Here is a 12583-nt window from a genome sequence, read left to right on the forward strand (position 1 = left end):
GGGCGCGGATGTAGCGGCTTCGAATCGGTTTCGCCCCCGGGGCACCACATGTCAGCGGCGTCATACAGGATGTCGGGAGCGCATAAACATCACGCCCGGCACCGGGGCGCCCCGCGCGACGTCCCGGCGCCACCAGCAGTCACGAGGGGAACCGCTCCATGAGCTTCAACCAGCCGCCTCCGGGCCCGTACGGCCAACAGCCCCAGCAGCCGGGCCCGTACGGCCAGCCGCAGCCGCCCGCCCCGCAGCCCGGTTACGGCTACCCGCAGCAGGGCGGCCAGGTGCCTCCCCAGCAGGGCTACGGCTACCCGCAGCAGGCCCCGCAGCAGCAGTTCCCGCAGCAGGCGCAGCAGCCCTACGGCCAGCCCGCCCAGCCCAACTACGGCCAGCAGGCGCCCTACGGCCAGCAGCCCGACTACGGCCAGCAGACGCCCTACGGGACGATCCCCCAGCAGCCGGAGACCGGCGGCGGCAACGGCAAGAAGATCGGCCTGATCGTCGGCGCGGTCGCGGTGGTCGCGGCGATCGGCGCCGGCGCGTACTTCGTCTTCGGCTCGGGCAGCAAGGTCAAGCCGTACACCATCGCGCTGCCGGACACCTTGCTGAGCGGGCAGTTCCAGAAGATCCAGAAGCCCGGCAGTGCCGGCGGCGACACCGGGGACTTCTCGAACGACAAGGACGCCAAGGCCCTCGGCATCACCAACAGCAAGGGCGTCAGCGGCACATACAAGGGCTCCGACGCGGGTCTTCAGATGTCGCTGTCCGGCCTGTACGGCGACATCGCCGACCCGCAGGGCGCCGTGACCCAGGCGTTCGCCAAGATCGACGAGAGCTTCAAGAAGTCGCCCAGCGGCCGCAAGGTCGAGGACGTCACGCCGATCACCGAGTACTCGCCGAGCGGCTTCGACGGCGACACCATGAAGTGCCGGACCCAGAAGATGAGCATCGCCGCGGGCGGGATGACCGTGCCCGTGACCGCCTCCACCTGCATCTGGGGCGACAACAGCGCCCTGGGCATCGTCTCCATGGTGGCCCCGCCCAGCACCAGCGGCTCATCGGCCACCACCCCCAGCGCCGAGGAGCTGTCGAACAAGACCGCCAAGGTCCGCAGCGAGGTCCGCAAGGAGAAGTGATCCCCTGCGCGCACGACGACCGCCCGGCAGCAACTGCGCTGCCGGGCGGTTTCGTTGAGGGGCCGTCGAGGGCGGGGCGCCTACGCGCTCTTCTCCTGGGGCTCGCCCGACTCGCCGCGGGTGCGCGGGACCAGCGTCGGGTTGACGTTGGAGTGCACCACGTCGGCGGTGATGACGACGCGGGCGACGTCCTTGCGGGACGGGATCTCGTACATCACCGCCTGGAGGACCTCCTCCATGATGGCGCGCAGACCGCGGGCGCCGGTGCCGCGGAGGATGGCCTGGTCGGCGATGGCCTCCAGGGCCGGACGGTCGAAGTCCAGCTCCACGCCGTCGAGTTCGAAGAGCCGCTGGTACTGCTTGACCAGGGCGTTGCGCGGTTCGACCAGGATCTGCAGGAGCGCCTCGCGGTCGAGGTTGTGGACCGAGGTGAGGACGGGGAGCCGGCCGATGAACTCCGGGATCATCCCGAACTTCACCAGGTCCTCCGGCATCACGTCCTGGAGCTGGTCCTTGGACTCGATCTCGCGCTTGGAGCGGATGGTCGCGCCGAAGCCGATGCCCTTGGCGCCGGACCGGGCCTCGATGATCTTCTCCAGCCCGGCGAAGGCCCCACCGACGATGAACAGCACGTTGGTGGTGTCGATTTGGATGAATTCCTGGTGCGGGTGCTTGCGGCCGCCCTGGGGCGGGACCGAGGCGGTGGTGCCCTCCAGGATCTTCAGCAGCGCCTGCTGGACGCCCTCACCGGAGACGTCCCGGGTGATCGACGGGTTTTCGCTCTTCCGGGCGACCTTGTCGATCTCGTCGATGTAGATGATGCCGGTCTCGGCCTTCTTGATGTCGAAGTCCGCGGCCTGGATCAGCTTCAGCAGGATGTTCTCGACGTCCTCACCGACATAGCCGGCCTCGGTCAGCGCCGTCGCATCGGCAAAGGCGAAGGGGACGTTGAGCATCCGGGCGAGGGTCTGCGCGAGCAGCGTCTTACCGGAGCCGGTGGGGCCGAGCAGCAGGATGTTGGACTTGGCCAACTCGATGCCCTCGTCGCCGCGGCCCGGGCCGTTCTCGCCCGCCTGGACGCGCTTGTAGTGGTTGTACACGGCCACCGAGAGCGCCTTCTTGGCGGGCTCCTGGCCGACGACGTAGCCGTTGAGGAACTCGTAGATCTCGCGGGGCTTGGGGAGTTCCTCCCAGCGCACCTCGGAACTCTCGGCGAGCTCCTCCTCGATGATCTCGTTGCAGAGATCGATGCACTCGTCGCAGATGTACACACCAGGCCCCGCGATGAGCTTCTTCACCTGCTTCTGGCTCTTTCCGCAGAACGAGCACTTGAGCAGGTCTCCGCCGTCACCGATGCGTGCCACGAGGTGAATCCCCTTCGCCTGGGATCCGCATTGCTCCGCGGACCCGGGTGCTTGCCTATCGACGGTACCTTGCCGGGCCCCCCGTACGGGCCCCCCTTGGACCGACTCGGTTCACTCGGTCCAAGGGGGCGACGCTCCGGCGCAATTCGCGAAGATCGCGATCAGACGGAGACGGAGGTCTTCCGGGTGGAGACGATCTGGTCGACCAGACCGTACGCCAGGGACTCCTCCGCGGTCAGGATCTTGTCGCGCTCGATGTCCTCGCGGATCTTCTCGATCGGCGTGGAGGAGTGCTTGGCCAGCATCTCCTCCAGCTGCGTGCGCATCCGCTGGATCTCCCGGGCGGCGATCTCCAGGTCGGAGACCTGGCCGCGGCCGGTCTCGCTGAACGGCTGGTGGATCAGGACCCGCGCGTTGGGCAGCGCCATGCGCTTGCCCGGGGTGCCCGCCGCCAGCAGCACGGCCGCGGCGGAGGCCGCCTGGCCCATGCAGACCGTCTGGATGTCGGGCTTGACGAACTGCATCGTGTCGTAGATCGCCGTCAGCGCGGTGAACGAGCCACCGGGGCTGTTGATGTAGACCGAGATGTCACGGTCCGGGTCCATCGACTCCAGGCACAGCAGCTGCGCCATGACGTCGTTGGCGGAGGCGTCGTCGATCTGCACCCCGAGGAAGATCACCCGCTCCTCGAAGAGCTTCGCGTACGGGTCGTACTCGCGCACGCCCTGCGAGGTGCGCTCGACGAAGCGCGGAACGATGTAGCGGGACTCCGCGGGCATGCCGGAGAACTCGGCCTGCGCGCGCTCGTAGAGACCGCTTCCGGGGAAGTTGTTCATCTGGAGGTTCACCGTCCTGGTGGCGAAGTGGGGCTGGGGTCGACTGCGAGGCGTGGGCCGGGGCTCAGGCCCCGGTGCCGCCCCCGCCCGGAACGCCGGTGGCGGAGGGCATGACATCGTCGATGAGGCCGTACGCCTTGGCCTCCTCGGCGCTGAACCAGCGGTCGCGGTCGGCGTCCTTGGTCCACTGCTCCAGCGACTGGCCGGTGTGCATCGCGGAGAGCTCACCCAGGCGCTTCTTGGTGCGCAGCAGCTGCTCGGCGTGGATCTTGATGTCCGAGGCCGATCCGGCCAGGCCCGCGGAGGGCTGGTGGATGAGAATCTCCGCGTTCGGCAGCGCGAAGCGCTTGCCCGGGGTGCCCGCGCTCAGCAGGAACTGGCCCATCGATGCGGCGAGGCCCATGGCGATGGTGACCACGTCGTTCTTGATGTACTGCATGGTGTCGTAGATCGCCATGCCGGCCGTGACCGAGCCGCCCGGGGAGTTGATGTAGAGGAAGATGTCCTTGTCCGGGTCAGCGGCGAGGAGCAGCAGCTGCGCCGTGATCTTGTTGGCGATGTCGTCGTCGACCGGCTGGCCGAGGAAGATGATCCGCTCGCCGAGCAGCCGGTTGTAGACCTGGTCGCCGAGGCCACCGGAGGTCGGCTCAGCGGCGGCGGAAGGCATCGGGATCGTCACGTGTCCACCTGCTCGTTGTCGGACGGCTCGCGACCGTCTCAGCGTCGTCTTCTGGGGCCCGGGGACCGGCGCCGCACGGTCCGTTCGGCGCACTTTTCAGCAACTCCCCTGCCCTCGTATCTACGGACCCTAACGCGCTGGTCGGCGGGCGCCATCCCGGAGCGAGAACTGTTCGCTGTGAGCGCAGGCTCACGGACCGGGACGACGCACGGGCCCGAACGCGCGGACGCGCGCATTCGGACCCGTGATCAGTCAGTCGGCGAACCGACCGGGGGCATCAGCCCTCGGTCTTCTCCGCCTTCTCCTCGTCCTTGGCGTCGGTGCCCTCGGCCTCGGCGACGACGGCCTCGGCGGCCTCCGTCTCCTCCTCGTCCTCAAGGTCGACGACCTCGCCGTTGGTGTCCTTGACCGTGGCGGCCTCGACGACCACCGCGAGGGCCTTGCCGCGGGCGACCTCGCCCACCAGCATCGGCACCTGGCCACCCTCGACGACGGCCTGGGCGAACTGGTCGGGGGACATGCCGGAGGACTGGGCACGCCGCATGAGGTGCTCGGTGAGCTCCTCCTGGCTGACGTTCAGCTTCTCCTTGTTGACCAGCTCGTCGAGGACGAACTGGGTCTTGATGCCCTTCTCGGCCTGCTCCTTGGTCTCGGCGTCGAACTCCTCCTCGGTCTTGCCCTGGATCTCCAGGTACTTCGCGAGGTCGAGGCCCATCTGGCCGAGCTGGTGGTGCTCCAGGTTGTGCTTGCGGGTGCGGATCTCGTCCTCGAGCAGCTTCTCGGGCATCGGGACCTCGACGAGCTTCAGCAGCTCGTCCAGGACCTTCTCCTGAGCCTGCGTGGCCTGGTCGAACTTCTTCATCCGCTCCAGCCGCTTGCGGCTGTCGGCCTTGAGCTCGTCGAGGGTGTCGAACTCGCTGGCCATCTGGGCGAACTCGTCGTCCAGCTCGGGCAGTTCGCGGGCCTTGACCTCGGTGACGTCGACCTTCACCGAAGCCTCCTTGCCCTGGGCGGAGCCGCCCTTGAGCTCGGAGGTGAAGGTGGCGCTGCCGCCGGCCTCCAGGCCCTTGACGGCCTCGTCGATGCCGTCGAGGAGCTCACCGGAGCCGATGGTGTAGCTGACGCCGTTGGCGATGCCGTCGGCCAGCACCTCGCCGTCGACCTTGGCCTCCAGGTCCACGGTCACCACGTCGCCGTCCTGGGCGGCGCGCTCGACCAGGCTGGTGGAGGCGAAGCGGTCACGCAGCTGCTCGACGGACTTCTCGACGTCCTCGTCGGACACCTCGACGGCGTCGACCTCGACCTCGATGCCGGAGTAGTCCGGGATCTCCAGGGCCGGGCGGATGTCGACCTCGGCGGTGAAGGCCAGCAGCTCGTTGTCCTTGAGCTCGGTGATGTCCACCTCGGGCTGGCCGAGGACGTTCAGCTCCGCCTCGTTGACCGCGCTGGTGTAGAACTTCGGGAGCGCGTCGTTGACGGCCTCTTCCAGCACGGCGCCGCGACCGAACCGCTGGTCGATGACACGGGCCGGGATCTTGCCCTTGCGGAAGCCCTTCACCGTGACCTGCTGGTTGATCTTCTTGTACGCCGCGTCGAGGCTGTCCTTGAGCTCCTCGAAGGGCACCTCGACAGTGAGCCGAACCCGAGTCGGGTTCAGGGTCTCCACGGCGCTCTTCACGGTTCGGTCTCCTTGGGCTGACTTTGGGGTTTTGCCTTGGATCCGCCGGCTGCCGGCAGGTGCCGGTCCGGCTGATCGCGCCCGGTACAGAGGACACACGGGCACGCAGCTTGCATAGTAACCGCAAGGAGGAGGGCACCCACAACGCGATCTTGAAGGACCGCTTATGCCCCGCTTTTCCGCGGGACGGGTGGTGAACTGGTCGGGGTGGCCGGATTCGAACCGACGACCTTCCGCTCCCAAAGCGGACGCGCTACCAAGCTGCGCCACACCCCGTCGGTGCGACACGTAGGGTACATGCCCGCGGACGGTGCGGCTGCCCGATATTCGGGAGTGCGATGCGGTGTGCAGTTCACCCGCTTCACCCGCTACGATGCTCTGCGTGCCGGGGTCCCAGCGACCGTGGCGCTCGCGGGCGTAGCTCAATGGTAGAGCCCCAGTCTTCCAAACTGGCTACGCGGGTTCGATTCCCGTCGCCCGCTCACGAACGGAAAGCCCCGGGCCTCAAGGCTCGGGGCTTTCCTGTTCTCGACGTGCCGATGTGCCGACGTACCGATGCGCTTCCCGTGGATGCCCGCGGCCCCGCTTCTCTCCCGGGAGGGGAATCCCTAGGGTTGCCCGCATGGAGATCTGGATCAATCCCGCGTGTTCCAAGTGCCGTTCCGCGGTGGGAATCCTGGACGCCGAGGGCGCCCGGTACACCGTGCGGAAGTACCTGGAGGAGCCGCCGAGCGCCGACGAACTGCGCGCCGTGCTGGAGCGGCTGGGCCTTGCGCCGTGGGACATCACCCGCACGCAGGAGATCGAGGCCGAGGAGCTGGGCGTCGGGGCGTGGGGGCGCACCGATGCCGAACGGGAGCGGTGGATCGAGGCGCTGGCGGCGCACCCCCGGCTGATCCAGCGGCCGATCATCACCGCCGACGACGGGTCGGCGGTGGTGGGGCGCAGCGAGGATGCCGTTCGCGACGCGCTGGCGCGGACCGGGGGTGGACGAACCTCCTGAGTCCGACCCACGGACCCGAACCCGCTTCCGGGGCCTGCCCGATGGATCGGCGCAGGCCCTAGAACGTGATGTGGTTGATCGTTTGCGCGATGGAGTTCAGGAACCGGTTGATCGACGGCGCCATCCCCGTGGAAGCGAGGAAGAAGCCGAAGAGTATGGCGACGAACGCCGGACCGGCCTTGATCGCCTTCTGTCTGATCAGTACGACCAGGATGATCCCCAACATCAGGACAACTGATAGCGACAGAGCCACAACTGATCACACCCTCGGTCGGAACGCCTCACCGGCCCTGGAGCATGCCGCGCACACCCCCGGCACCCATCGTGCCACCAACTCCCTGCCCATTGCAGGCGGGTGACGAATCATCGGCCAAGGCTTTGCTCGTTTGCGCAAGTTCACGCAATGCCGCTCCCGGACGGCCTCGCGGACCTCATCCGCTGGCCGGACCCCCTCCCAAAAGGTGCCGCACTGCCGCGCAACGGTCACGCGTTAATGATTTGGTAATCTAAGTATTGACGAGTTCTTGACGTTGTTTTGACCTCGCGTGCGGCCGGTGACGGGTGCCCCGGCGCACCCCGGCGACACGCCGACGACCAGGAGGAACGGGCCCATCGGACACGCAGACACCCTGATCGCCATGGGCGGTGCCTTTCTCGCCGCCGCCGTCCTCGCCCGTCTGGGCGGGCGGATCGGACTCCCCACCATCCCCCTGTTCATCCTGGCCGGAATCCTGCTCGGCCCGCACACCCCCGGCATCGTGCTGGTCGCCGACCCGCACGACCTGGAGATGCTCTCCCTCCTCGGCCTGGTGCTGCTGCTCTTCTACCTGGGCCTGGAATTCCATGTGGACGACCTCAAGGCGGGCGGGCGCCGGATGGCGCTGGCCGGCGGGGCGTACCTCACGCTGAACGTCGGCGCCGGGCTCGGCTTCGGCTTCGCGCTCGGCTGGGGCACCTCCGAAGCGCTGGTGCTCGCCGGGGTGCTCGGCATCTCCTCGTCCGCGATCGTCACCAAGGTGCTGGTCGACACCGGGCGGTTGGGCAATCCGGAGACCAAGCCGATCCTCGGCATCATCGTCGTCGAGGACATCTTCCTGGCCCTGTACCTGGCCGCGTTGCAGCCGGTGCTCTCCGGGGCCGACTCGCTGGCCTCGGCGGCGCCGGCCGCCGGGAAGGCGTTCGGCTTCCTGCTGCTGCTCGCCGCGGCCGCCCGCTGGGGCACCCGCCTCATCGGCCGGCTGATCGCCACCAGGGACAGCGAGTTGCTGGTGATCTCCTTCCTGGGGGCCGCGGTGCTGGTCGCCGGGGTCTCCGAGTGGTTCGGGGTCGCGGACGCCATCGGGGCGTTCATGGTGGGCCTGATGCTGGGCGGGACGAGCAGCGGGCCGCGGATCCGGAAGCTGGTGCATCCGCTGCGGGACGCGTTCGGGGCGATCTTCTTCTTCGCGTTCGGGCTCTCCATCGACCCCGGTGACCTGCCGACCGTCCTGTGGCCGGTGCTGATCGCGGTGGCGCTGACGCTGCTGATGAACGTCCTGGCGGGGCTGGCCGCGGCCCGGATCTACGGCTTCGGTCCCGGGCCGGCCGCGAACATCGCCACCGCGCTGCTGGCCCGCGGCGAGTTCGCGCTGATCCTGGCGACGATGGCGGCGGGCGCCGGACTCGACGAGCGGCTGCCCCCGTTCATCGCCGGCTATGTGCTGATCCTGGCCGTCCTCGGGCCGCTGGCGGCCGGCCGCTCCGGGCTGCTGGCCCGGATCCTGCCGGGCGGCGGCGCGGCCCTGGCCGCCGGGGCGGAGGCCGGGCCGGCGGCGGTCAGCTCTCCCGACAGAGCAGCAGCAGCGCCCGGTCGTCGTTGACGTCCTTGGCGACGGCCTCGATCAGATGCCAGGCGGCACCGGCGAAGCCGGCGTGCACATAGCGCTCGGCCTCGCCGGTCAGCCGGTCGATGCCCTCGGCGATGTCGCGGTCGGCGGCCTCCACCAGGCCGTCGGTGAACAGCATCAGCACGTCGCCGGGGCGCAGCGTCCCCTTGACCGGGTCGAACTGGGCACCGTCGTAGACCCCGAGCAGCGGCCCCTCCCCCGCCTTCTCCTCCCAGCGGCCGGTGCCGGCGCTCAGCTGGAGGGCGGGGAGGTGGCCCGCGGAGAACAGCTCGTAGTCGCCGGACTCCAGGTCCAGGACGAGATGGATGGAGGTGGCGAAGCCCTCGTCCCAATCCTGGCGCAGCAGATAGCCGTTGGCGGCCGGCAGGAAGCCGTGCGGCGGGAGGGAGCCGAGCAGACCGCCGAAGGCGCCGGAGAGGAGCAGCGCCCGGGACGCGGCGTCCATCCCCTTGCCGGAGACGTCGGTGAGCACGACCTCCAGGATGTTGCCGCCCTGGGTGCGGGAGGCCACCACGAAGTCGCCGGAGAAGGACTGGCCGCCGGCCGGGCGGAGCGCCATCTCGTGGTGCCAGCCCTTGGGGAGCTTGGGCAATGTGCTCTGGACGCGGATGCGTTCGCGAAGGTCGAAGAGCATGGTGCCGCCGCGCCGCCAGGGCACCCCGACCCGGCTGCGGAACTGCGCGACCAGCAACCCGGAGAGGCCGACCGCGGCCACCACCAGGACGGTGCCCGGGGTGATCCGGTCCGGCCCCTGGTCGTACGGGCCGAACCGCGCCGCCTCGACGATCAGCGCGGTCGCGGAAGCCGCGTACAGGGCAAGGAGGTTGGCCGGGCGCAGCAGCAGTCCGCCGGCGATGACCGGCAGGACCAGCGCGGTCGGCGCGATCCACTGCGGGTACCAGAGGGTGCCGGCGGCGATCGCGGGGACGGCGGCGAGCAGGGCGACCAGCGCGACCCAGTCGGAGCCGTCGCCGCGGAAGTAGTCGACCCCGGCCTTGCGCATGCCGACGCGGGCCCGGTGCAGGCGTTTGTGCACCCGGGCCCGCAGACCTTCCGCTCCCGCGCCGCGTGTCATTGCTCTGGGACCTTATCCACCCGTTCGGCGGCGCGTCGATTCGCCGCACGCCGCTCCGTGGAATTGCGGGGAATTCACGTTCGAAATGCGGTCGCGCGGGCGGCGCGTGTGCTGTTAGAGATGCCCCATGACAACAGAGTTGCGGCCGTTGCAGGAGAGCGACTGGGACGCCTGGTTCAACAACCTGGACGTGGTGTTCGGCGGGGTCCCGGACGCGCCCGAGCGGCGCGCGTGGTGGCGTGCGGTCACCGAGGTGCCGCGGAAGTTCGCGGTCTGGGACGGCGACGGGGTCGTCGGCGCGGCCGGGGCCTTCTCGTTCGGGTTGACCGTGCCGGGCGGGGCGGAGGTGGCCACGGCCGGCGTCACGGCCGTCGGGGTGCTGCCCACGCACCGGCGGCGCGGGGTGCTGACCTCGATGATGCGGCACCAGTTGGCGGACGTGCACGAGCGCGGGGAGGCGCTGGCGGCGCTGACCGCCACCGAGCCGGCGATCTACGGGCGGTTCGGGTACGGCGTGGCCACCCAGGACCTGCGGATGGCCGTGGACACGGTGCGGCTGGCCGCCCCGGACCTGCCGGGCGTGGACGGCGTCCGGCTGCGGCTGGTGGACCCGCAGGCCGCGCTGGCGGAGTGCGAGCGGGTCTACGCGCAGCTGGTGCCGACCCGGCCCGGAATGCTGGCGCGGCGCCCCGGCTGGGAGCGGCACGGGCTGCTGGATCCGCCGGAGGAGCGCAGCGGTGCCGGCCAACTCCAGTGCGTGCTGGCCGAGGTGGACGGCGAGGTGCGCGGCTACGCCCGGTACGCCGTCAAGCCCGACTGGGACTACGGGGGTCCGCGCGGGACGGTGCTGCTGCGCCAGATCGACGCGCTGGACCCGGTGGTCTACGCGGCGCTGTGGCGCTATCTGTTCGGGATCGACCTGACGGCGTCGGTGGTGGTGCGCAGCCGGCCGGTGGACGATCCGCTGCTGCACCTGGTGGCCGACCAGCGGCGCTGCGACGTCGGGGTGCGGGAGGCGCTGTTCGTGCGGCCGGTGGAGGTGGGGGCGGCGCTGGCGGCCCGGACGTACCGGACGCCGGTGGACGTGGTGCTGGAGGTCGAAGACGACTTCTGCCCGTGGAACGCGGGGCGCTGGCGGCTGTCCGGGGACGCGACCGGGGCGCGCTGCGAGCGGACCACCGACCCGGCCGAACTCGCGCTGTCCGTACGGGAGTTGGGCTCGGCCTATCTGGGCGGCACCGCGCTGTCGGTGCTGGCCGGGGCCGGGCGGGTGCGGGAGCTGCGGCCGGGGGCGCTGGCGCCTTCATCACTGGCGTTCGGGTCGGACCCGGCGCCGTGGCTGCCGCACAACTTCTGACCGGGCGCCGGCCCGCTCGGCCTCCTCAGGGGCGGGCGGCGGCGGGCTGGCAGGCCGGGCACCAGAAGAGGTTGCGGGCGGCCAGGTCGGCGGTGCGGATCTCGCTGCCGCAGAGGTGGCAGGCGGCGCCGGTGCGGCGGTAGACGTACACCTCGCCGCCGTGGTCGTCGACCCGCGGCGGGCGGCCCATGGCCTCCGGGGTGTGCTCGGGGCGGACGGTGTCGATCCGGTTGTTCCTGACGCCCTCCCGCATCAGGGCGGCCAGGTCGGCCCAGATCGCGTCCCACCGGTCGCGGCCCAGTTCGCGGCCGGGGAGGTAGGGGTCGATGCCGTGCCGGAAGAGGACCTCGGCGCGGTAGACGTTGCCGACGCCGGCGATCACCTTCTGGTCCAGCAGCAGCGCCGCGACGGTGGTGCGGCTGCGGGTGATCCGCCGCCAGGCCCGGTCGCCGTCGTCGTCCGCCCGCAGCGGGTCGGGGCCCAGCCGGTCGTGTATCGCCTGCTTCTCGGCATCGGTGATCAGCGCGCAGGCGGTGGGGCCGCGCAGGTCGGCGTGGTGGCCGGCGCCGACCAGCCGCAGCCGGACGGTGTCGGTGGGCGGCGGCGCGGGGGTGGTGCCGAAGTCGAGCTTGCCGAAGAGGCCGAGGTGGATGTGGACCCAGCGGTCCATGCCGAAGCCGAGGAAGAGGTGCTTTCCGTGCGCCTCGGCGGTGTCCATGACCTGGCCGTCGATGAGCGCCGCGCCGTCGGCGAACTTGCCCTGCGGGCTGGCCGCCCGGACCTTCCGCCCCTGGAACCGGTCGCGGTGGTCCGCTGCCAGGCGGTGGATCGTGTGCCCTTCGGGCATGGGGTGGCGTCCTCCGGACGGTGAGGTGTGCGGGTGCGGCGCCGGGGGCCGGTCCGCGCCCACCCGCCCCCTGGCTCCGAAGGAGCAGAGGGCACCCCCGTCACCCCGGGGAGGGTGCCCACGAACCGGCCGGTGCGGCGGTCAGCCCTGCTGCGGGTGGTGGGCCGGGATCGGGGGGAGCTCGCCGGTGGTCTCGTAGCGGGTGAGCATCTCGATCCGGCGGGTGTGCCGCTCCTCGCCGGAGTACGGGGTGGTCAGGAAGACCTCGACGAAGCGGGTCGCCTCCTCGACGGTGTGCATCCGGCCGCCGACGGAGATCACGTTGGCGTCGTTGTGCTCCCGGCCCAGCTTGGCGGTCTCCTCGCTCCACGCCAGCGCGGCGCGGATGCCCTTGACCTTGTTGGCGGCGATCTGCTCGCCGTTGCCGGAGCCGCCGATCACGACGCCCAGGCTCGCCGGGTCGCCGGCGGTGCGCTCGGCGGCGCGCAGGCAGAACGGCGGGTAGTCGTCCTGGGCGTCGTAGATGTGGGGACCGCAGTCGACGGGCTCGTGGCCGTTGGCCGTGAGCCACTCCACGAGGTGGTTCTTGAGGTCGAAGCCGGCATGGTCGGAACCGATGTACACGCGCATGAGATGAGTGTGGCATGCCGCACTCTGGGTAGGCGCCGGGGGCCGCGGCCCCGGCTCGGCCGTCGCGGCCTGCGTCTTTACGCAACTCACCGGTA

Annotated in this window: 12 protein-coding genes and 2 tRNA genes; 5 read left to right on the plus strand and 9 right to left on the minus strand. The window is 70.4% G+C overall.

The genetic code is table 11. From position 1 onward, the window contains the following. Nucleotides 1-158: 158 nt before the first annotated feature. The gene (locus ACIQE0_RS06710; RefSeq protein ID WP_366334607.1) at nt 159-1133 is read left to right on the plus strand and encodes a hypothetical protein; all 975 of its coding nucleotides are present in this window, start codon (nt 159-161) and stop codon (nt 1131-1133) included. Between the two features lie 80 nt (nt 1134-1213). Here the strand turns inward: ACIQE0_RS06710 and clpX are convergent, their stop codons facing one another. The 5 genes from clpX to ACIQE0_RS06735 form a co-directional block, all read right to left on the minus strand. Continuing rightward, on the minus strand, nt 1214-2497 hold the full coding sequence (gene clpX / locus ACIQE0_RS06715; RefSeq protein ID WP_366334605.1) for an ATP-dependent Clp protease ATP-binding subunit ClpX: 1284 nt from the start codon (nt 2495-2497) through the stop codon (nt 1214-1216). A gap of 161 nt (nt 2498-2658) precedes the next feature. Further along, on the minus strand, nt 2659-3333 hold the full coding sequence (locus ACIQE0_RS06720) for an ATP-dependent Clp protease proteolytic subunit (protein ID WP_366334603.1): 675 nt from the start codon (nt 3331-3333) through the stop codon (nt 2659-2661). A gap of 64 nt (nt 3334-3397) precedes the next feature. Beyond that, nucleotides 3398-4000: an ATP-dependent Clp protease proteolytic subunit gene (locus ACIQE0_RS06725; protein ID WP_366334718.1), complete on the minus strand. Its 603-nt coding sequence runs from the start codon at nt 3998-4000 to the stop codon at nt 3398-3400. A gap of 289 nt (nt 4001-4289) precedes the next feature. Beyond that, a complete protein-coding gene (tig, locus tag ACIQE0_RS06730; protein ID WP_366334601.1) occupies nt 4290-5690 on the minus strand; it encodes a trigger factor in 1401 nt (466 codons plus the stop codon). Nucleotides 5691-5889: 199 nt separating this feature from the next. Next, a tRNA-Pro gene (locus ACIQE0_RS06735) sits at nt 5890-5966 on the minus strand. Nucleotides 5967-6101: 135 nt separating this feature from the next. On the opposite strand from ACIQE0_RS06735, the gene ACIQE0_RS06740 reads away from it, so the two are divergent. Both ACIQE0_RS06740 and ACIQE0_RS06745 read left to right on the plus strand, forming a co-directional pair. Next, a tRNA-Gly gene (locus ACIQE0_RS06740) sits at nt 6102-6172 on the plus strand. A gap of 140 nt (nt 6173-6312) precedes the next feature. Then, nucleotides 6313-6693 carry an arsenate reductase family protein gene (locus ACIQE0_RS06745; RefSeq protein ID WP_402329539.1) on the plus strand — a complete coding sequence of 127 codons (381 nt, stop codon included), beginning with the start codon at nt 6313-6315 and terminating at the stop codon, nt 6691-6693. Between the two features lie 58 nt (nt 6694-6751). Here ACIQE0_RS06745 and ACIQE0_RS06750 read toward each other — a convergent pair whose 3' ends face one another. Beyond that, nucleotides 6752-6946, minus strand: coding sequence for a hypothetical protein (locus tag ACIQE0_RS06750; protein WP_037635111.1), 195 nt, complete (start codon nt 6944-6946; stop codon nt 6752-6754). A gap of 385 nt (nt 6947-7331) precedes the next feature. Here ACIQE0_RS06750 and ACIQE0_RS06755 point away from each other — a divergent pair, with 385 nt between their 5' ends. Beyond that, nucleotides 7332-8552 carry a cation:proton antiporter gene (locus ACIQE0_RS06755; RefSeq protein ID WP_366334597.1) on the plus strand — a complete coding sequence of 407 codons (1221 nt, stop codon included), beginning with the start codon at nt 7332-7334 and terminating at the stop codon, nt 8550-8552. Here the strand turns inward: ACIQE0_RS06755 and ACIQE0_RS06760 are convergent. Beyond that, nucleotides 8509-9654 carry a PP2C family protein-serine/threonine phosphatase gene (locus tag ACIQE0_RS06760; RefSeq protein ID WP_366334595.1) on the minus strand — a complete coding sequence of 382 codons (1146 nt, stop codon included), beginning with the start codon at nt 9652-9654 and terminating at the stop codon, nt 8509-8511. The two genes, ACIQE0_RS06755 and ACIQE0_RS06760, sit on opposite strands and share 44 nt — an antisense overlap. 127 nt (nt 9655-9781) lie before the next feature. Between ACIQE0_RS06760 and ACIQE0_RS06765 the strand changes: the two genes are divergently transcribed. Continuing rightward, a complete protein-coding gene (locus ACIQE0_RS06765) occupies nt 9782-11011 on the plus strand; it encodes a GNAT family N-acetyltransferase (RefSeq protein WP_402329541.1) in 1230 nt (409 codons plus the stop codon). Nucleotides 11012-11036: 25 nt separating this feature from the next. Here the strand turns inward: ACIQE0_RS06765 and ACIQE0_RS06770 are convergent, their stop codons facing one another. Continuing rightward, nucleotides 11037-11858: an Fpg/Nei family DNA glycosylase gene (locus ACIQE0_RS06770; RefSeq protein ID WP_402329543.1), complete on the minus strand. Its 822-nt coding sequence runs from the start codon at nt 11856-11858 to the stop codon at nt 11037-11039. 141 nt (nt 11859-11999) lie between these two features. Then, nucleotides 12000-12488, minus strand: a complete 489-nt coding sequence (locus ACIQE0_RS06775) for a ribose-5-phosphate isomerase (protein WP_384101487.1) — start codon at nt 12486-12488, stop codon at nt 12000-12002. Nucleotides 12489-12583: the final 95 nt, after the last annotated feature.

Source organism: Streptomyces sp. NPDC093097, from assembly GCF_044754325.1.
GTDB lineage: Bacteria > Actinomycetota > Actinomycetes > Streptomycetales > Streptomycetaceae > Streptomyces.